An 18,653-nucleotide genomic window follows, 5' to 3' on the forward strand; every position below is an offset into this window, starting at 1 on the left:
GTGACACAATATGGCGGTCTATCAAGTATTGGTTGTCGATGATTCCGCTTTTATGCGCAAAATTGTGACGGATTTAATTGAAGCGGACTCAGAGTTCAAGGTTACGGCCACAGCGTCAAACGGCAAAGAAGCCATACAAAAAGCATTAGAGTTGAAACCTGATATGATCACAATGGATGTTGAAATGCCGGAAATGAATGGGCTGGATGCGCTTAAATCCATAATGGAGGATTCCTTCATTCCTGTGATTATGCTCTCTGGTATTAATGAACAAGGTATGAAAGAGACAATTATGGCTCTCGAAGCTGGTGCATTTGACTTTATTCGTAAGCCGTCTGTTGTGCATGATCAGGATATTGCTCAGGTTGGTAAAGCATTGGTTGAACGAATGCGTGCTGCCATGCATGAAGTGAAGCGAAAAGCTGAGCGTAAAGAATCGATCAAAAAAATGGAGGCTTCCCGCAATACTGTAATTCCTCCAGCACAACCGGTAAAGAAGGAAGAAACGTCGAAGGAAGTTGTTGAACCGCTTCAAAAAACAGTTCCGCCGATACTTCCAAAAAGAGAGAATTCATTTGAAGAGCGTACTGGAGTCTTACAGGCTAAAAAGCAACCGAGTGTCCCGCTTTCTCCTCCGAAATCGGAGCGTACGATCACGAAAAAGGATGGCTTAGGTAAGCCTGATCAATCTCCTCGTACGAAAACGGATATACCAAGTAAGCCGCCTGTGAGTTCACTGCAAGCTCGTAAAGAGGTTAGATCGCCAGAGGTTCCTCGACTCCAGACGAAACAGCCAGCAACCAGTTCTGCGTCTGCACCTGTTCCTGCGAAGGAGCCAACTAAACTTAATACGGCTTTTAAAACTTCAGCGGGATCGGAAGGATCGTTCAACAAACTTGTTGCGATCGGTTCTTCAACCGGTGGACCAAGAGCTCTCAAGACTTTATTGGAGCAGTTGCCATCGGATTTGCCGGCGCCAGTTATTATTGTGCAGCATATGCCGCCTAATTTCACCCGTTCACTTGCACAACGGTTGAATACATTTAGTCCGCTCCATGTAGTCGAGGCAGAAGACGGTATGGTGCTTAAAAAAGGAACGGCTTATATCGCACCTGGTGGTTTCCATTTGAGAGTTCACAAGACAGCAGATGGAAGGTTTATCTTGAAGTTGAGTGAGGATCAACAGGTGAATGGTCACAGACCTTCAGTGGATACGATGTTTGAGTCGCTTCTGCCGTTTACATCTTTACAACGACATCTTGTTCTTCTGACAGGTATGGGGAGCGACGGGGCGCGTATGATGAAAAAATTATACGAGACTGGAGTCACATCAACGTTTGCCGAAAATGAAGAAACTTGTGTTGTCTATGGTATGCCGCGTTCAGCTGTGGAGCTGCAATGCGTGCGTCATCTTCTGCCCCTGCAGGAGATTGCGCCAAAACTTGTTCAAGCAGTGAAATAACGGAGTGTAACTTACGGAGGAGGTGCCTCACAATGGACATGAACCAATATTTATCCATGTTTATTGATGAGTCTAACGATCATCTACAATCTCTTAACGAAAACATGCTACAACTAGAAGCGAATCCGGAAGATCTGGGTATAGTGCAGGTCATCTTCCGTTCAGCTCATACTCTCAAAGGTATGGCGGCAACCATGGGGTTCGAGGATTTGGCTTCACTGACACACAAAATGGAAAATGTACTGGATATGGTTCGTAATGAAAAGCTGAAAATGCAGGATTACATTTTTGACACCATGTTCAAAAGTTTGGATGCTTTGGAGACTATGGTTCAGGATATTACAGGTGGCGGTGAAGGTAAAGCGGATGTCTCCTCCATTGTTGCTTCGCTTCAGGCTATTGAAAGTGGCGAATGGACAGGAGGCAGTGCTCCTGTTGCAAAGGTAGACAAGCAAACGAACTCCTCGATCTCCAATGCTGTAGAACTGGATGAATTCCAATATTCAGTTCTTGATCAGTCGATCGCAGAAGGTCACCGTGTATTCTACGTTGACGTCCTTGTGAGTGAGCATAGTCAGTTAAAAGGTGTTCGGGCATACATGGTATTTGACATGCTTGAGCGTTCAGGTGAGGTTGTTAAAGCCTATCCTTCTGTTCAGGATATCGAGCAAGAGAAGTTTGAGCGCAGTTTCTCGTTGTATTACATAACGACCAAAGAGGCGCAAGAACTGGAAAAGGGTATTATGAGCATCTCGGAAATTGAGAGTGCCAAATTGATTCAGCTGGATCAAGAAACGTTGCAACAGATGACCAATCAGGCGGCAGCCGCGGTTGCGGTAGAAGCAGCACCAGCACCAGCACCTGAGGTTGGTAAGGATACGCCTGTTTTAGATTCTAAACCTCAAGAAGAAGGCAAAGCAGCTCCCGCGAAGGCAGCAACGCCAAAACAGGCAGCCGCACCTTCACGCACAATTCGTGTTGACATTGAGCGTCTTGATGTGCTGATGAACTTGTTCAGCGAATTATTGATTGACCGTTCACGCCTTGAACAATTAGCAAGTGAGACAGGCAATAACGATCTGTCGGATACTGTAGCTCACTTGAGCCGTGTGAGTACGGACTTGCAGAACATCGTACTGAAATTGCGGATGGTTCCGGTTGATACCGTCTTTAACCGCTTCCCACGGATGATTCGTGATTTGGCTAAAACATTGGATAAAAAGATCGATCTCGTCATTACAGGTGCTGAAACAGAGCTGGACAGAACGGTTATTGATGAAATCGGAGATCCGCTTGTGCATCTGTTGCGTAATGCGGTTGACCATGGTGTTGAATCGATCTCGGAGCGGGTTGCGGCTGGAAAACCGGAAATGGGTACAGTTAACCTGCGAGCTTTCCACAGTGGTAACCACGTGTTTATTGAGATTGAAGATGATGGTAAAGGGATTTATCGTGACAAACTCCTGCAAACAGCGATCAAACGAGGCGTTGTGACGGAGGAGCAAGGTGCGAAAATGAGCGATGATGAAGTCAATCAATTGTTGTTCGCCCCTGGATTTAGTACAGCTGATAAAATCTCGGATATTTCAGGCCGCGGAGTAGGTCTGGACGTTGTAAAATCAAAAATCACTTCGCTTGGCGGTAATGTAACGATTACGTCGACTCCAGGCAAAGGTACTAACTTCTCCGTACAGCTTCCATTGACACTGTCTATCATTGCAGCGATGCTGGTACGACTTGGTTCAGAGAAGTATGCAGTTCCATTGTCTTCGATCGTAGAGACCGCGATTGTACAGCGAGAGCAAGTTCGTAATATCCATGGTAATAAAATGATTACGTTCCGCGAGTCTTTGATTCCTTATCTGTCATTAAGCGAAGTTTTCGGAGTGCCGGATTTCAACGATGCGGATGAGAAAGAAACTGAGATTGTTGTGATTCGAAAAGGAGAGCGTCTGGCAGCTGTCGCTGTTGAAGAATTCATTGGTCAGAGCGAAATAGTTCTGAAGTCTATGGGCACGTATCTTCCTGCGATTGAAGGAATCTCCGGTGCGACGATACTTGGAGATGGACAAGTGGCTTTGATTCTTGATCCAAACGCATTTATTAAATAAGCATAGTAATGGAGTTTTAAATCGAATAGGGAGGTTTTTTACATGGAAGAAGAGTTGAAGGTCATCGTCTTTAAATTGGGAACCGAAGAGTACGGAATTGAGGTAGACAAGGTTCAGACTATTGAGCGCATGATGCCCATTACCCGCGTTCCCAAAACACTTTCATTTGTAAAAGGAGTTATCAACCTGCGTGGTGTTGTTATTCCGGTTATTGATCTCCGCGGACGCTTCTCCCTTGCGGAAACGGAATATACAGATCAAACGCGGATCGTCATTGTTGGTGTTGACGATATGCAGGTTGGTTTTATCGTTGACTCTGCCAATGATGTTATCGACATTAAAAGCAGTTCGATCGATACTCCGCCTGAAGTGGTTGGTGGCGTGAAAGCGAGATATCTTCGTGGTGTTGCAAAATTGGATGATGGCCGCTTGTTGATTATGCTTAACCTTAACGAAGTATTAAATAAAAGCGAGATTGTGCAGCTGGAAAGTGTTGAGGGCTAGCACGTGGAGATGTTTAACCGATTTGAGGGTTTCCAAATGGATGTGCTCAAAGAGGTCGGTAATATTGGAGCAGGCAACGCCGCTACGGCGTTGTCTCAACTCCTTAACAGACCGATTGATATGGGCGTACCCACCGTTCAGATGCTTCCATTTGAGGAGATTGCTGAAAAAGTGGGTGGTGATGAGCGCATTGTAGTCACAATATTTCTTCGTGTAGAAGGTGAAGCGCCTGGTAATCTCTTCTTTATGATGACACCAGAGGCTGCTAAATTGTTGTTGAACCGCCTCGCTGGTTTTGAGCTGAAAGAAGGTTTGGCGTTCACTGAAATGGAACATTCAGCTCTATCTGAGATCGGAAACATTCTGGCTGGATCTTACCTGTCTTCTCTGGCGGATTTCACAAAGTTATCGATGTACCCAACGGTGCCGGGGCTTGCAATTGATATGGCGGGAGCAATCCTTAGTTATGGACTGTTGCAATTTGGAGAGATGGGCGATGCGGCATTGTTAATTGATACTTCTTTCTTTGAAGGTAGAGATCAAGTAGAAGGGCAATTTTTCCTGATTCCTGATCCGCCGTCATTTGCAAAGATTTTTGAATCGCTAGGGGTGCCACTGGACAATGATTGAGGACAAAAGCATCGTTAAAGTCGGTATGGCGGATCTGAATATCGCTCAACTTCCTGGCGTAATCCGTACAACTGGCTTAGGGTCGTGTGTGGGGCTAACGATGTATGACCCACAGTTGAAACTCGCTGGAATGGCACATGTCATGCTTCCGAGTTCAGAGATTGCCCGGGAGGGTAATTTGAACACGGCTAAATACGCGGATACAGCATTGCCAGAATTGCTTGAGAAGATGCTGAAAATGGGCGCGTCTCAATCGCGAATTGTATCTAAGATGGCCGGAGGTTCGCAGATGTTTGCTTTCTCGGGTGCAGGAGATACAATGCGAATTGGACCGCGAAATGCAGACTCCTGTCGAGAAATGTTGGAACAGCTCAAAATTCCACTTTTGGGCGAAGATACAGGAGGAAATTACGGTCGAACTATCGAAATGAATTGTGAGACAGGACTTTTAACTATTCGCAGCGTACAAATGGGTGTAAAGGAATTATAATACATGATAGGAAACTACCGCATTAATCTTGGAGCAGGCATAGTCGGATTCGTTCTGACTTTTTTTGTAGCATTCAGCAGCAATGTGTTGATGACCAGTTTAATACGCGGATTAATTGGATTCGCAGCCTGGTATGTTCTTGCATATGGTCTGCGTTGGGGATTGGGCATATTGTTTAGCCCTCATGTAGAAAATGGATCTGGTTATGCTTCAGAGGGCACTCAAGATCTAAGAGGTTCACAGGTGGACATCAAACTCGAAGACGATGGACAAGAGCTGAATGACTTGCTCAAGAACGGACAGAGCGACTCCGCCGGGGCTAATCATCCGCCATCTGAGACGAAAGCTCCAACGGGATTTGCTCCCTTGGATCCGCCTAAACTTGTCCGGACCAAGGACCCGGAGGAGTTGGCGCAGGCCGTTCGTCACCTGACAGACAAATAAGGAGGGTGAAAGCAATTGAACGAGCGTAAAGCTTCACATTTGAACCATTCAGATCTGTGGGAAAAGTGGAAAGAATACGGAGATCTTGAAGCAAAGAAATTGTTGATCGAAAAATATCTTCATATTGTTAACTATGTGTCAGGCCGTCTGGCCGTTGGTTTACCCAAAAACGTTCCGAAAGATGACTTGGAAAGCAACGGGGTAATGGGTCTAATTGATGCACTGGAAAAATTCGATTATGAACGAGGCTTGCAATTCGAGACATATGCTTCATGGAGGGTTCGCGGAGCCATACTCGACGGATTGCGTCAAGGAGACTGGGTTCCCAGATCTGTACGTGAAAAAGCGAAACGGATTGAAGATGCCTACCAGCAATTGGAGCAGACCTATTTGCGTTCTGTGAGTGATGAAGAAATGAGCCAGTATCTGGACGTGTCAACAAAGGATTTTCAACATATGCTTCAGGAGGTGGCAGTTATGTCGCTCTGCTCGCTGGAAGATCCGATCCGGGAAGAAGAGTCAGAGACACGTCTGTCTTTAATGGTAGATGAAAAAGCCAAAAATCCGGATTATAAAGTCAATGAATTTTATTTAAAAGAAGCGCTGGTCCAAGGGCTTGAGAAGCTGACAGTGAAAGAACGAACGGTGGTCTCCCTTTTATATTACGAAGACCTTTCTTTAAGTGAAATTGCAGAGGTCATGTCTCTTTCGCCGTCTCGTATCTCCCAACTACATTCCAAAGCTATATTGCGGCTTCGCGGCACACTGGATAAACAAAAAGATCTACTGATGCGTAAAGACTAGAGAGCAGAAGTTAAGATACGTATAGGGAGTGGACAGGCTAATAAGGAGGAAGATCTGCGTTGACACAACGGACTGTTATGGAAAAATCACTAAACGTTGTTTTATCCGATGATAAATGCATCGCTTATCTTGAATATTACAACGAAGAAGAAGGCTTTTCCTGTACCACGGAAGAGCTTGAACAATTTGTGGAGAGCAAGGGCGTTAAGCATGGTCTATTGCGAGAAGCATTACTAGTATTTGTGAATAAGCCGTCTGCCTACCTGAAAGATAAATGCAAGATAGCCGAAGGCGTTTCTCCTGTACAAGGGATTGATGGATATATTCAAGTTTTGATTGGTAAAGAAGATGACAGAGAGCAACGGCCACTTGAAGCAGAAGATGGAAAAGTGGATTACAAAGAGCTGATACAGTTAGATAATGTGCGCAGTGGTCAGATCATTGCAAAGCGTATCGATCCTGTAGATGGCACACCAGGTAAAGCAGTGACTGGTGAAGAAATCCCTTTTCGTTCCGGAAAAGAAGCCCGATTCAAAGTTGGAAAAAACGTTGTTGTCAGTCCTGACGGTTCTGCGATGTATGCTGCAATTGACGGCTTGGTGAGCAGGACAGATGGAAACAAGCTTAACGTATTTCCAGTGTACGAAGTCAATGGTGATGTCGATTATAAGCATGGAAATATTGACTTTGTAGGTAATGTCGTGATCCGAGGCAATGTACTAACTGGCTTTAAGGTAAAAGCGGCAGGTGACATTCGTGTCGTCGGAGGTGTCGAAGGAGCAGAACTGGAGGCAGGTGGCTCTATCGAAATTACCGGTGGCATCATCGGTTACAACAAAGGTTTAATTCATGCCGGGCATCATGTGAAATGCACATTCATTCAAGAAGGCAATGTTGATGCAGGTGAAGATGTACTTGTATCCCAAAGTATTATGCACTCCAATGTCCGTGCGGGTCATGCTGTAATCTGTGCAGGAACAAAAGGACTTATCGTTGGCGGCTCAACACAGGCCGGAGAGCACGTATCTGCGCGTGTTATTGGTAACACGATGTCGACAGTCACCTCGATTGAGGTTGGCGTGCTACCAAGACTCCGAAACGAAATGAATGAATTGCGTAAAGAAATGAGAGAACAGATGGGCTCCTTGGATAAAACCAAGAAAGCATTGACTCTACTTGATCAGCTGGCTGCAGCAGGACAACTAACGCCAGACAAGATGGCGATGAGAATCAAATTAAACTCAACTCAAAAATCGGCTCTTCATCAGAGTGAAGAAATGAAAATGCGTATCTTGGAAATTGAAAAGGTACTTGAAGATACAAGCAGAGCTCGTGTTGATATTTTGAAGATGATCTACGGGGGCTCTAAAATAGTTATCGGCAGATATACGAAATTTATTAAAGATCCCGTTAGCCGAATGTCATTTTATTATCAGGACGGAGATATTACCATGGTGCCGTACGTTTAAAACCAGCAACATCCTTTTGAGGAAATCCATTCGAAACCGTGAGGTGAGCGTATGAGTTTCAAAGCAGTGGAGTTGCAGATTGCGGTACCGCGAACGAGTGAAGCGGGACGATATCAAAGTGAAGCCCAGCAGAGACCGGTTACTGACCAGAATCTGCTCGCCGAACAGACGAATAAAGAAGCCAATGAGGCACGGCAGCGCAGTGAAGCCATGGCTGAGACATCGCATACTTCGGTACGAGATGGTCATGCAGACGGGCGAGACCAGCATAGTGGGACTGATGGACGGGAGACGATGGATGATCAGGAGCACTTGAAACTTGCTGAACATCCCTACAAAGGTAAACATATTGATCTGTCTATGTAAAAGACTACAAACATGCTGGAAGCTTGCGCCCGAGGGTGGTCGTAACAAAAGGAGAGAAGCAATTTGTCACCATGGATCATTATTGTCATATTAGGAGCTTGCGCAATTGCTTATGCATTCATAATGCCTCGTAAGGACAAAGTACAGCAACCATCGCATCAGTTGGTGCAGGAGATGGAGTCAACGCTCGAACATTATATGACAGAGATTGAACAAGATAACGATGCTCTTATTCAACGTGTGGCTGAACTCAAAGGTGAAGCCACCGCAGCAGATCATCGGATGCAGTCACAGCTTCAGGAATTACAACAACGGCTTGACCAGCTGGAGCAGCAAAAGGTTAAGACAACTGAATTCAGCACTGCAGAGAACATAACGGGTCAGAGATCAGAGGGGTTACAAGCACAAAGCCTCATGGACAGTGTCAGGGCTGAAACGAATCAACAAATTGCATCAGCATCAGAGCTACAAGATAACCCGCAGCAAGAAAAAGATCAGAAGCGTGAATCGATTAAAGATCGTTACACAGAGCTTTTTAGGCTACATGATGAAGGAAAGTCTATGGATGCTATTTCTAGACAAACAGGCATACAGCTTGGTGAGGTGCAATTAATACTGCAGCTTGCAGAGCGGGAGGAGAGCTGACCATGGACAAGCGATCTTTGTGGATTGGTATAGGAAGTGGCATGATTACAGGAGCAATCTTGCTTCAACTAGCTACGGTGGGGCAAAAAGCCCTGTCTGACAGTAATTTGGAACCGGTACAACGTGACAATTGGACGAAAGAACAATTGGAAACAGCAGCAAAGAGTCTGGATATGAAACTGGTTGGTACTCAGGACGAGTTATATACTGAAGCCGAATGGGTGTCAAAGAAAAAGCAGGAAAGCAGCCAGATGCAAGGGAAGTCAGCTGAAAAACCACAGCAAACCACCTCTGCTGCAGAACCGACAGAACCAACGCAGCCACAGACAGATCAACCCAAGACGAATACACCTGTGACGCCAACTAAACCTAATGGACCGGCCGTAACATTTAAGGTTCGTTCTGGAAATAGTTTGGTTATGGTTGCCGAAAATCTGAAAGAAGCCGGTATTGTGGACGATGCACAAGCCTTTATCAAGGCAGGGAAGTCTCAAGGTATTAATAAAAAAATTCAAGTGGGCACATACTCTCTTGAAAAGGGTGAGAGTTTTAAGTCGATTATCGCCAAAATTACCAAAGAACCGTCAAGCTGAGCGTACATGCTCGGACTGGACGGTTCTTTTTGATGGTAGATGGATTATTTTTGATATAATGTAACTATAAAATTTAGATTTAGATAATGTTGCAACAGACTGACACTTATGATATATTAGATAACGGTGTTAAAACACACGCTGTGCTAATTTTGTTGAGGGTGCTTTCCTAATGGAGAGTCTTAGCGAAAAATGATGCTGGCGGAGGACACAATAAAAAACCATATTAGGAGGTGTGTGAAGATGGCAGTAATCTCCATGAAGCAGCTTCTCGAAGCTGGGGTACACTTCGGTCACCAGACTCGTCGTTGGAACCCAAAAATGGATCGTTATATCTTCACTGAAAGAAACGGAATTTACATCATCGATTTGCAAAAAACGGTGAAAAAAGTCGAAGAGGCTTACAACTTCGTTAAAGGAATCGCAGGCGAGAATGGTACTATTCTTTTCGTAGGTACTAAAAAACAAGCTCAAGACTCCGTTAAAGAAGAAGCTGAACGCGCTGGTCAATTCTACATTAACCAACGTTGGCTCGGCGGTACCCTGACTAACTTCTCTACTATTCAAAAACGTATTGATCGTTTGAAACAGTTGGAAGCTTGGGAAGAAGACGGTACTTTCGCTGTTCTGCCTAAAAAAGAAGTTATCTTGCTTCGCAAAGAAAAAGATCGTCTCGAGAAATTCTTGGGCGGTATTAAAAATATGAAAGGCCTGCCTAGCGCCCTGTTCATCATCGATCCACGCAAAGAGCGTATCGCTGTTGCTGAAGCTCGCAAATTGGGTATCCCAATCGTTGGTATCGTTGATACTAACTGCGATCCAGACGAGATCGATTATGTTATCCCAGGTAATGACGACGCGATCCGCGCTGTTAAATTGCTGACAGGTAAAATGGCTGATGCCGTTATCGAAGCTAACCAAGGCGAAGAAACTTCCGCTTAATAGTTTTCGAACATAACATTCATGAATTAAATGAAAAGGGTGGTTGGTAGGTGGATAACCTCTCACTGCCCTTTTTTTAGAGTGTACGTGTACGTACAATACTTAATCTGGAGGGAATTTATAATGGCAGTTAATGCGAGTGCAGTAAAAGAACTTCGCGAAAGAACGGGCGCTGGTATGCTCGATTGTAAGAAAGCACTGGAAGAAGCCAACGGTGATGTAACGAAAGCGGCTGAATTGTTGCGTGAAAAAGGTCTTTCTGCAGCAGCAAGCAAAGCAGGTCGTGCAGCTACTGAAGGCGCTGTAGAATCTTACATCCACGCTGGCGGACGTATCGGTGTCTTGGTTGAAGTTAACTGCGAAACTGACTTCGTTGGTAAAACAGATCAATTTAAGGATTTCGTTAGAGACGTAGCTATGCAAATCGCTGCAGCTAATCCTAAATATGTTACACGCGAAGAAGTTCCTACAGATGAGTTGGAAAAAGAAAAAGAAATCTTGAAAGCTCAAGCTCTTAACGAAGGTAAACCAGAAAAAATCATTGAAAAAATGGTTGAAGGCCGTATCGGTAAATACTACGAAGAATATTGCCTGTTGGAACAAACTTTTGTTAAAGATCCAGACAAAACAATTTCCCAATTGTTGAATGAAAAAATCAGCCAAATTGGTGAAAACATCTCCATCCGTCGTTTCGTTCGTTACGAACTGGGTGAAGGTTTGGAGAAAAAAGTGGATAACTTCGTAGAAGAAGTTATGTCCCAAGTTAACAAATAAGACGTTATCAAGCCGACAAAGCAGGATTGATTTTCGAAGATATAAGAATGATGAAACTTCGAAGCGTAAACTCCCTTATATCTCAGGAAAACAATGACTGAACGGCAATTTGTTTTTCCTAAAAGAGCGGAACACTTCTGTGTTCCTTTCTTTTTAAGCAGGAGTCCATGCGCGAGAAGTTTTGTTGGTTGGACACTGGAAGGTGTTCAATTCAAAGTGGAGGGTGAACAATTGGAACAGCCAGTATTTAAACGTGTTGTCTTAAAGGTGAGCGGAGAGTCTCTTTCCGGTCAAAACGGCTATGGCATTGATGCAGTAACGATCTCATCCATTGCCCAGCAGGTAAAAGATGTAGTTGCGCTTGGCGTACAGGTTGCGATTGTATGCGGCGGAGGAAACATCTGGCGCGGCATTGCTGGCAGTGAAAACGGGATTGATCGTGCAACTGCGGACTATATGGGTATGCTCGCGACGGTGATGAACTCTCTGGCGCTGCAAGACGCACTTGAACAGATTGAAGTGCCAACTCGTGTGCAGACATCAATTGCTATGCAGCAGATTGCTGAGCCGTACATTCGTCGTAAAGCCATTCGTCATCTGGAGAAAGGCCGTGTCGTTATTTTTGCAGCAGGTACAGGTAATCCGTTCTTCTCCACGGATACAACAGCAGCACTGCGCGCAGCGGAGATTGAAGCAGAAGTGATCTTGATGGCCAAAAATAAAGTGGATGGTGTCTATTCGGCAGATCCATTCAAAGACAGCACAGCTGAAAAGTTTGAGCAGTTGACATACCTGGATGTACTTAACAAAAACCTTGGCGTAATGGATTCAACGGCGTCCTCGCTCTGCATGGATAACAACATTCCGTTGATTGTATTCAACATTACTGAACAAGGTAACATCAAACGTGTTGTTCTGGGCGAGCGTATCGGGACAATCGTTAAAGGGAGTGTAGATTAATGCCACAAGCAGTTAAACAACATGCTGAAGAGCGTATGGAAAAAGCGATTCAGGCATTGCGCCGTGACCTAGCTACGTTGCGTGCAGGTCGTGCAACGCCTGCTCTTCTGGATCGTGTGCAAGTTGAGTATTATGGTGCAATGACACCTCTGAACCAATTGGCAAATATCAGTACACCGGATTCCCGGACATTGATGATTCAGCCTTGGGACAAATCAGCGATGAGTGATATCGAACGTGCGATTATGAAATCAGACCTGGGTCTGACCCCGGCTAACGATGGCAGTATGATTCGTCTCGCTATTCCGCCGCTGACGGAAGAGCGTAGAGCTGAACTTGTCAAACTAACCAAAAAGTTTGGCGAAGAAGGTAAAGTTGCGATTCGTAACATTCGCCGTGATGCGAATGATGATATTAAGAAAATGGAAAAGTCCGAGATTTCCGAAGATGAATCCCGGAGACATCAGGACGACATCCAAAAGTCGACTGATAAATTTATCGCTGAAGTCGATAAGGTACTTGCTGCCAAAGAAAAAGAAATCATGGAAGTGTAAGACAAGCGCAGCCCCTCCAATACGGTGGGGTTTTGTCTCTTTTTCCAAGCTTCAGATGAAGAAACTTCAGGGATTTTGGAGGAACAGGAATGATCAAACGGGTTCGGTCGTGGTGGAATGGGGCTGACAAGCAGGAAACGCTGACTATATCCGAGGATAATATCCCGCAGCACGTCGCCATCATTATGGACGGCAATGGACGATGGGCCAAACGTCTGGGTCTCCCGCGTATAGCTGGACACCAGAACGGCATGAAGGCAGTCAAACGTGCAACCATCGCGGCGGATGAACTGGGCATCAAATATCTGACGATGTACGCTTTTTCGACAGAAAACTGGACGCGTCCAAAAGAAGAAGTGGATTTTCTGATGAGACTTCCGCAAGAGTTTTTGGCTATTGAGTTAGAAGAACTGATCGAAAAAAATGTACGTATCCGTATGATGGGACATGAGGAACATCTGCCTTCACATACGGTTAATGCTTTGCGGGAAGCTATTCGTCTTACGGAGCATAACACTGGTCTGGTGTTGAACTTTGCAATGAACTATGGAAGCCGCCGGGAGATGACGGAATGTGTGAGAGACATTGCTCTGCAGGTAAAGTCGGGGGAGCTGGCTGCAGAAGATATCACACCTGAACTCATCGACAAACATATGCTGACCGCAGATATGCCAGATCCGGATCTGTTGATTCGAACGAGCGGAGAACTGCGACTGAGCAATTTTATGTTATGGCAGCTTGCATATAGCGAATTATGGTTTACGGATATATACTGGCCCGAATTTGGCAAACAGCATCTGCTTGAAGCAGTAGCCGAATATCAGCGCAGAACAAGGCGTTACGGCGGTTTGAAATAGATGGAGGATGAAGCCGTTGAAACAGCGATTAACGACTGGAATTATTGCAGGTGTGTTGTTTTTGGGTTTTTGTATGCTTGGCGGGCCTTGGTATCACGGATTGGTCTTGCTTATGGCTCTCATCGGTTATTATGAATTTGTGAAAATGACCGGGGTGAAGCCGTTTTCAGGTGTAGCCCTAATCGGATATGCTGGAATTGTTTCTATGGTATTTCCTTGGGAAATGGTATGGGATGTAAGACCGTTATCCTTGTTTCAAATTTCGTGGATCATCATGCTCATTTTGATGACCGCTTCGGTTGTCACTAAGAACAGATTACCAATTAATACAGTCGCTATGCTTTTCATCGGCGTGTTGTATATTGGAACAGGATTCTATTACATCGCAGAGTCTAGACATTTATATCATGGTTTATTCTGGACTTTCCTTCTGTTAGGTTCAATCTGGGCAAGTGATGCCGGAGCATATTTTGTAGGTAAGTGGATTGGGAAAAACAAACTTTGGCCTTCGATCAGTCCAAACAAAACCGTGGAAGGCGCACTCGGCGGCATTGTTATTGCGATTGCCACCGCGGTGGTGTTTGCCTTGGTATCAGATGGCTTGCTCTCCTGGCAGAGAGCATTTCTCATCGGGATTGCTTGTGCAGTAGTTGGTCAGATGGGTGACTTGATCCAGTCAGCCTACAAACGCGTTTACAACATTAAGGATTCAGGCAATCTTCTTCCTGGGCATGGTGGTATTCTGGATCGGTGCGACAGTTGGATTGTGGTGTTTCCATTTGTACATATACTGATGCTACTGCCATATTAGAAGAAGACAGCTTAAGATGACTAAGGTGGCTCGCCCACAAGCATTGGATTCGTTAGAGGTGAGGTGCATTAATGAAAAAAATAGCGATTCTTGGTTCGACAGGGTCGATTGGGACACAGACATTGGATGTTGTTGATATGCATCCAGAACACTTTCAAGTGGAAGCACTAGCTGCAGGGGGCAATACAGATTTGCTGATCGAGCAAGCTAGACGTTATCAGCCTAAAAAGATTTCGGTAGGATCAAAAGAGTTGGCTGATAAGATTGCTCCACATGTGCCAGCAGGCACGAAAGTGTATTACGGTTCAGAAGGTCTCATCGAGGTTGCTGCAGGAACAGATGCAGACACGGTTGTTACGGCTGTTGTAGGAAGTGTTGGGCTGGAGTCTACGCTTGCAGCGATCGAGTCCGGAAAACAGATTGGACTTGCCAACAAGGAGACTCTGGTTACAGCTGGACACATCGTTATGGAGAGGGCAGTAGCCAAAGGAGTTTCTATTTTACCTGTTGACAGTGAACACTCGGCAATTTTCCAGTGTTTGAATGGAGAGAATCGCTCCAGTGTGGCTGGAATTACATTGACTGCATCAGGTGGTTCATTTCGACATCTTACACGTGAGCAACTACAGCAGGTGACTGTAGAGGATGCACTCAAGCATCCAAACTGGTCCATGGGTTCAAAAATCACGATTGACTCAGCAACGATGGTTAACAAAGGCCTTGAAGTCATTGAGGCACATTGGTTGTTTGGTCTTGATTATGAACAGATTGATGTACTACTTCATCCAGAGAGCATCATTCATTCTTATGTGGAATTTGAAGACACAAGTATCATTGCGCAGCTTGGTACTCCGGATATGCGTGTCCCCATTCAATATGCTTTGACCTATCCTGACCGTATGCCTTCTCCGGCAAAACGGTTGTCTCTTGCCCAAGTTGGACAACTTCATTTTAGGGAGATGGATATGGATCGTTTCCCGTGTTTAAGAATGGCATATGAATGTGGTAAAATGGGAGGGACTGCAACGACGGCTTTTAATGCAGCCAATGAGGTTGCTGTAGCACGTTTCTTGCGGAAAGAGATTTCATTCCTTAAAATAGAAGATATCATTGCCTCAGTGCTAGAAGCGCACCAAAATGTGGACAACCCTGATCTGGAGCAAATTGCTGCCTGTGATCAGGATAGCCGCAAGCTTGCTTCCGTGCTGTAATCTCTTTTTTTGAGGTAAACGGAACGAAGCGATTCTCTTGTGCGGGATTAGAGAATAATGATAGTCTAGAGGGACAGACTGCGGTACGTGCCGTGAAGGAGGATGAATAGGGATTGGAAACCATACAAGTGGTATTTCTAACGGTGCTTATGTTCTTTGTCATCGTAACGGTGCATGAATGGGGGCATTATTATTTTGCCAAGCGCGCCGGCATTCTTGTACGGGAATTTGCGATCGGTTTTGGTCCCAAATTATTCTCATATAAAAGAAATGAGACGCAGTTCACACTGCGCTTGCTGCCTTTTGGCGGATATGCACGGATGGCAGGAGAAGACCCGGAACTGATTGAGATTCAAGAAGGACAGACCATAGCGGTACGAACTGTGGACGATCAGGTCAAAATGATCTATTTGGACCAATTGGATAACCGTAAAAATGTAATTCGCGGTGAAGTGATCTCCATTGATATGGAGAACGCGCTTAAGTTACAACTGGATGTGGATGGCGAAGTGCAGCATTATCAAATACATCCACAAGCAATGTTGGTCAGCCGAGGCAAGCAGACACAAATTGCGCCTAAAGATCGACAGTTCGGCAGTAAAACGGTTGCTCAACGCGCTATGGCAATTTTTGCAGGTCCACTCATGAACTTTATTCTTGCTTTTGTTCTGTTCGCTGTTTATGCACAGATGGCAGGCGTTCCGGTGGAAAATCCAAAGAATTTGCAGATCGGTGAAGTGTTTAAAGGCGGAGCGGCAGATCAAGCGAATCTACAAAAGGGCGATATCATTGAAACCATTAACGGTACAGTTATCGGTACGGATTCTAAGAAGATGGTATCCATGATTGCTGAGTCCAAAGACAAGCCGATGGAATGGACTCTGCGTCGGGGGAACGAGACATTTAATGTCACGATTACACCTCGTGCGGTAGAAGGTCAGGAAGGCGGAAAGGTAGGCATTGCGCCTGTCTTGCCGACTCGTTCTGTTGGATTCGTGGAAATGTTCAAGTTCTCGGGAGTAGCTATGGTGGATACGACCAGGGTTATCTTTGAAGGATTCAGACATTTGATTAATCAGTTTAGCATGGATGACATTGGTGGACCTGTGCGTACGTTTGAGGTAACTGGTCAGATTGCCAAGCAAGGTATCGAGCAATTAACAAGATGGGCGGCGATTCTAAGCCTTTATTTGGGAATTTTCAATTTGCTCCCGATTCCTGCGCTTGATGGAAGCCGTCTCGTTTTCCTCGGAATCGAAGCGTTGCGTGGACGTCCGGTTGACCCTAACCGGGAAGGTATGGTGCATTTTGTCGGGTTCGCGATGCTCTTTGTGCTAATGCTGGCTGTAACATATAATGATATACTACGTTTAATTAACGGATAATTACGGTTTGACTATGTGCTGAGTATTCAGTACTAGTCGTTATGGGAGGACGCTGGAGTCTTATGTCAAAGGAAAACGATAAACAGTTCGTGACAGAAATTACACCGCAGGGTGAGGATTTCTCTCGCTGGTACATTGATGTTATTAAAAAAGCAGATCTGATGGACTACTCACCGGTTCGTGGCTGCATTGTATTTAAACCGGACGGCTTCGAAATTTGGGAGCACATCAAGGATGAGATGGATCGCCGTTTCCGCGAAACGGGCCATCGCAACGCGTACTTCCCAATGTTCATTCCCGAAAGCTTTTTCCAAAAGGAAAAAGAGCACGTAGAAGGGTTTAACCCTGAGTTGCCTTGGGTAACTGAAGCAGGCGGAGAAAAGCTCGAAGAACGTTTGGCGATCCGCCCAACTTCCGAAACGATCATTGGACATATGTACTCCAAATGGATTCAGTCCTATCGTGATCTGCCAGTATTGATTAACCAATGGGCTAACGTGGTTCGTTGGGAAAAGAGAACGTTGCCGTTCCTTCGCACGAGTGAGTTCCTGTGGCAAGAGGGGCATACAGCGCACGAGACAGAAGAAGAAGCTCGCGAAGAAACGATGAAAATGCTTGAAATCTACCGTGAAGTAGTCGAAGAATACCTTGCCATTCCGGTTATTACGGGGCAGAAGACCAAATCCGAGAAGTTTGCCGGGGCTGTGGATACGTTCTCGATTGAAGCCATGATGAAAGATGGACGTGCCGTACAGGCAGGTACTTCTCACTACATGGGAACGAACTTTGCCAAAGCTTTTGAAATTCAATATTTGAGCCGTAATAACGTTCTGGAACTTGCGCATACCACTTCATGGGGAACAAGTACACGTTTGATCGGAGCTTTGATTATGGTTCACGGAGATGACCGTGGTCTTGTGCTGCCGCCAAAAGTGGCACCAACGCAAGTGGTGATGATCCCGATTGGACCGCCAAAAACACGTGATGCCGTTGTAGGTCGTGCGGATGAATTGTTTGCTGAACTGAAAAAAGCAGGTATTCGTGTGAAAATGGATGATCGCAGTGATGTTCGTCCAGGCTGGAAGTTCAACGAGTATGAGATGCGTGGTGTACCGATCCGTTTGGAGATTGGCCCTCGTGATATGGAGAACGGCGTATGTGTTCTTGTCTCCCGTATTACTGGAGAGAAGAAAGTGGTTGAGCAAGCAAACCTCGTTGAAGAGATTCAAACGATGTTAACTCAAGTTCAGGCAGACATGCTTGATCGTGCTCGTACATTTATGTCAGACAACTTCTACTCCGTAGACACACTGGATGAGATGAAAGAACTGATGGAAAACAAACGCGGATTTACACTGGCTGGCTGGTGTGGGTCAGAAGTATGTGAAGATAAAGTAAGAGAAGTCACGGGTGCAACCAGTCGGAACATTCCGTTCCAGCCTGCGGAAGAAAAGCACACATGTCTGGCGTGTGGTGAAAAAGCGCAGCACACTGTTGTGTTTGCAAGAGCATACTAGTTGACGGCTTGATGAAGAGAGCTTATTCACCGGTTTAGTAATGAATGAAGAGCTTCTGTCGGATAAAATGGATCGGTGCGGGTTCGGATCGGGGACATTTTTGAATACAGAGGCTTTTCATGTT

The 18,653-nt window shown here is 45.3% G+C and carries 20 protein-coding genes; all 20 read left to right on the forward strand.

Features of this window, described 5'->3' with window-relative positions:
- The first annotated feature begins 10 nt into the window (after window positions 1–10).
- The 20 genes from ACT89M_RS11305 to proS all read left to right on the forward strand — a co-directional run bounded on the left by ACT89M_RS11305 (window position 11) and on the right by proS (window position 18,529).
- A complete protein-coding gene (locus ACT89M_RS11305) occupies window positions 11–1,462 on the forward strand; it encodes a protein-glutamate methylesterase/protein-glutamine glutaminase (protein ID WP_308722037.1) in 1,452 nt (483 codons plus the stop codon).
- A 32-nt stretch (window positions 1,463–1,494) separates the two neighbouring features.
- On the forward strand, window positions 1,495–3,573 hold the full coding sequence (locus ACT89M_RS11310) for a chemotaxis protein CheA (protein WP_253495433.1): 2,079 nt from the start codon (window positions 1,495–1,497) through the stop codon (window positions 3,571–3,573).
- Window positions 3,574–3,615: 42 nt separating this feature from the next.
- Window positions 3,616–4,077 carry a chemotaxis protein CheW gene (locus ACT89M_RS11315; protein ID WP_090923852.1) on the forward strand — a complete coding sequence of 154 codons (462 nt, stop codon included), beginning with the start codon at window positions 3,616–3,618 and terminating at the stop codon, window positions 4,075–4,077.
- A gap of 9 nt (window positions 4,078–4,086) precedes the next feature.
- Entirely contained in the window at window positions 4,087–4,707 is a 621-nt protein-coding gene (locus ACT89M_RS11320) for a chemotaxis protein CheC (RefSeq protein WP_090923948.1), read from the forward strand.
- Window positions 4,700–5,197 carry a chemotaxis protein CheD gene (locus ACT89M_RS11325; protein ID WP_090923851.1) on the forward strand — a complete coding sequence of 166 codons (498 nt, stop codon included), beginning with the start codon at window positions 4,700–4,702 and terminating at the stop codon, window positions 5,195–5,197. The genes ACT89M_RS11320 and ACT89M_RS11325 overlap by 8 nt, the downstream gene beginning before the upstream one ends.
- 3 nt (window positions 5,198–5,200) lie before the next feature.
- Window positions 5,201–5,641 carry a hypothetical protein gene (locus ACT89M_RS11330; protein WP_090923850.1) on the forward strand — a complete coding sequence of 147 codons (441 nt, stop codon included), beginning with the start codon at window positions 5,201–5,203 and terminating at the stop codon, window positions 5,639–5,641.
- Window positions 5,642–5,656: 15 nt separating this feature from the next.
- Window positions 5,657–6,445 (forward strand): FliA/WhiG family RNA polymerase sigma factor, encoded by a 789-nt coding sequence (locus tag ACT89M_RS11335; RefSeq protein WP_090923849.1) that lies wholly within the window; start codon window positions 5,657–5,659, stop codon window positions 6,443–6,445.
- 59 nt (window positions 6,446–6,504) lie between these two features.
- Complete coding sequence (locus ACT89M_RS11340; protein WP_308722036.1) at window positions 6,505–7,914, forward strand: flagellar assembly protein A; 1,410 nt, start codon at window positions 6,505–6,507, stop codon at window positions 7,912–7,914.
- A 51-nt stretch (window positions 7,915–7,965) separates the two neighbouring features.
- Window positions 7,966–8,280: a hypothetical protein gene (locus ACT89M_RS11345; RefSeq protein ID WP_154886355.1), complete on the forward strand. Its 315-nt coding sequence runs from the start codon at window positions 7,966–7,968 to the stop codon at window positions 8,278–8,280.
- 63 nt (window positions 8,281–8,343) lie between these two features.
- Complete coding sequence (locus tag ACT89M_RS11350) at window positions 8,344–8,925, forward strand: DUF6115 domain-containing protein (protein ID WP_154886354.1); 582 nt, start codon at window positions 8,344–8,346, stop codon at window positions 8,923–8,925.
- A 2-nt stretch (window positions 8,926–8,927) separates the two neighbouring features.
- Window positions 8,928–9,518: an endolytic transglycosylase MltG gene (locus ACT89M_RS11355; RefSeq protein ID WP_154886353.1), complete on the forward strand. Its 591-nt coding sequence runs from the start codon at window positions 8,928–8,930 to the stop codon at window positions 9,516–9,518.
- Between the two features lie 243 nt (window positions 9,519–9,761).
- The gene (rpsB, locus tag ACT89M_RS11360; RefSeq protein WP_024630243.1) at window positions 9,762–10,460 is read left to right on the forward strand and encodes a 30S ribosomal protein S2; all 699 of its coding nucleotides are present in this window, start codon (window positions 9,762–9,764) and stop codon (window positions 10,458–10,460) included.
- A 123-nt stretch (window positions 10,461–10,583) separates the two neighbouring features.
- Window positions 10,584–11,234, forward strand: coding sequence for a translation elongation factor Ts (tsf, locus tag ACT89M_RS11365; protein ID WP_154886352.1), 651 nt, complete (start codon window positions 10,584–10,586; stop codon window positions 11,232–11,234).
- A gap of 231 nt (window positions 11,235–11,465) precedes the next feature.
- A complete protein-coding gene (gene pyrH, locus ACT89M_RS11370; protein WP_090923844.1) occupies window positions 11,466–12,194 on the forward strand; it encodes a UMP kinase in 729 nt (242 codons plus the stop codon).
- Entirely contained in the window at window positions 12,194–12,748 is a 555-nt protein-coding gene (gene frr, locus ACT89M_RS11375) for a ribosome recycling factor (protein WP_090923843.1), read from the forward strand. The genes pyrH and frr overlap by 1 nt, the downstream gene beginning before the upstream one ends.
- A gap of 89 nt (window positions 12,749–12,837) precedes the next feature.
- Window positions 12,838–13,605, forward strand: coding sequence for an undecaprenyl pyrophosphate synthase (gene uppS / locus ACT89M_RS11380; protein ID WP_090923842.1), 768 nt, complete (start codon window positions 12,838–12,840; stop codon window positions 13,603–13,605).
- A 16-nt stretch (window positions 13,606–13,621) separates the two neighbouring features.
- Window positions 13,622–14,416, forward strand: coding sequence for a phosphatidate cytidylyltransferase (locus ACT89M_RS11385; protein WP_308722035.1), 795 nt, complete (start codon window positions 13,622–13,624; stop codon window positions 14,414–14,416).
- Between the two features lie 71 nt (window positions 14,417–14,487).
- The gene (locus ACT89M_RS11390) at window positions 14,488–15,627 is read left to right on the forward strand and encodes a 1-deoxy-D-xylulose-5-phosphate reductoisomerase (RefSeq protein ID WP_090923840.1); all 1,140 of its coding nucleotides are present in this window, start codon (window positions 14,488–14,490) and stop codon (window positions 15,625–15,627) included.
- A 113-nt stretch (window positions 15,628–15,740) separates the two neighbouring features.
- Window positions 15,741–17,012 (forward strand): RIP metalloprotease RseP, encoded by a 1,272-nt coding sequence (rseP, locus tag ACT89M_RS11395; protein ID WP_154886351.1) that lies wholly within the window; start codon window positions 15,741–15,743, stop codon window positions 17,010–17,012.
- A 62-nt stretch (window positions 17,013–17,074) separates the two neighbouring features.
- On the forward strand, window positions 17,075–18,529 hold the full coding sequence (gene proS, locus ACT89M_RS11400; RefSeq protein WP_154886350.1) for a proline--tRNA ligase: 1,455 nt from the start codon (window positions 17,075–17,077) through the stop codon (window positions 18,527–18,529).
- Window positions 18,530–18,653: the final 124 nt, after the last annotated feature.

This window comes from Paenibacillus sp. NN59, from assembly GCF_057597225.1.

Excerpts from the sequence above, each read along its gene's own strand:
- ACT89M_RS11390 (WP_090923840.1), top strand. The coding sequence starts at position 14,488 with ATGAAAAAAATAGCGATTCTTGGTTCGACAGGGTCGATTGGGACACAG.
- ACT89M_RS11330 (WP_090923850.1), top strand. The coding sequence starts at position 5,201 with ATGATAGGAAACTACCGCATTAATCTTGGAGCAGGCATAGTCGGATTC.
- ACT89M_RS11320 (WP_090923948.1), top strand. The coding sequence starts at position 4,087 with ATGTTTAACCGATTTGAGGGTTTCCAAATGGATGTGCTCAAAGAGGTC.
- ACT89M_RS11325 (WP_090923851.1), top strand. The coding sequence starts at position 4,700 with ATGATTGAGGACAAAAGCATCGTTAAAGTCGGTATGGCGGATCTGAAT.
- ACT89M_RS11310 (WP_253495433.1), top strand. The coding sequence starts at position 1,495 with ATGGACATGAACCAATATTTATCCATGTTTATTGATGAGTCTAACGAT.
- rpsB (WP_024630243.1), top strand. The coding sequence starts at position 9,762 with ATGGCAGTAATCTCCATGAAGCAGCTTCTCGAAGCTGGGGTACACTTC.
- ACT89M_RS11355 (WP_154886353.1), top strand. The coding sequence starts at position 8,928 with ATGGACAAGCGATCTTTGTGGATTGGTATAGGAAGTGGCATGATTACA.
- ACT89M_RS11345 (WP_154886355.1), top strand. The coding sequence starts at position 7,966 with ATGAGTTTCAAAGCAGTGGAGTTGCAGATTGCGGTACCGCGAACGAGT.
- ACT89M_RS11305 (WP_308722037.1), top strand. The coding sequence starts at position 11 with ATGGCGGTCTATCAAGTATTGGTTGTCGATGATTCCGCTTTTATGCGC.
- frr (WP_090923843.1), top strand. The coding sequence starts at position 12,194 with ATGCCACAAGCAGTTAAACAACATGCTGAAGAGCGTATGGAAAAAGCG.
- tsf (WP_154886352.1), top strand. The coding sequence starts at position 10,584 with ATGGCAGTTAATGCGAGTGCAGTAAAAGAACTTCGCGAAAGAACGGGC.
- proS (WP_154886350.1), top strand. The coding sequence starts at position 17,075 with ATGTCAAAGGAAAACGATAAACAGTTCGTGACAGAAATTACACCGCAG.
- ACT89M_RS11315 (WP_090923852.1), top strand. The coding sequence starts at position 3,616 with ATGGAAGAAGAGTTGAAGGTCATCGTCTTTAAATTGGGAACCGAAGAG.
- uppS (WP_090923842.1), top strand. The coding sequence starts at position 12,838 with ATGATCAAACGGGTTCGGTCGTGGTGGAATGGGGCTGACAAGCAGGAA.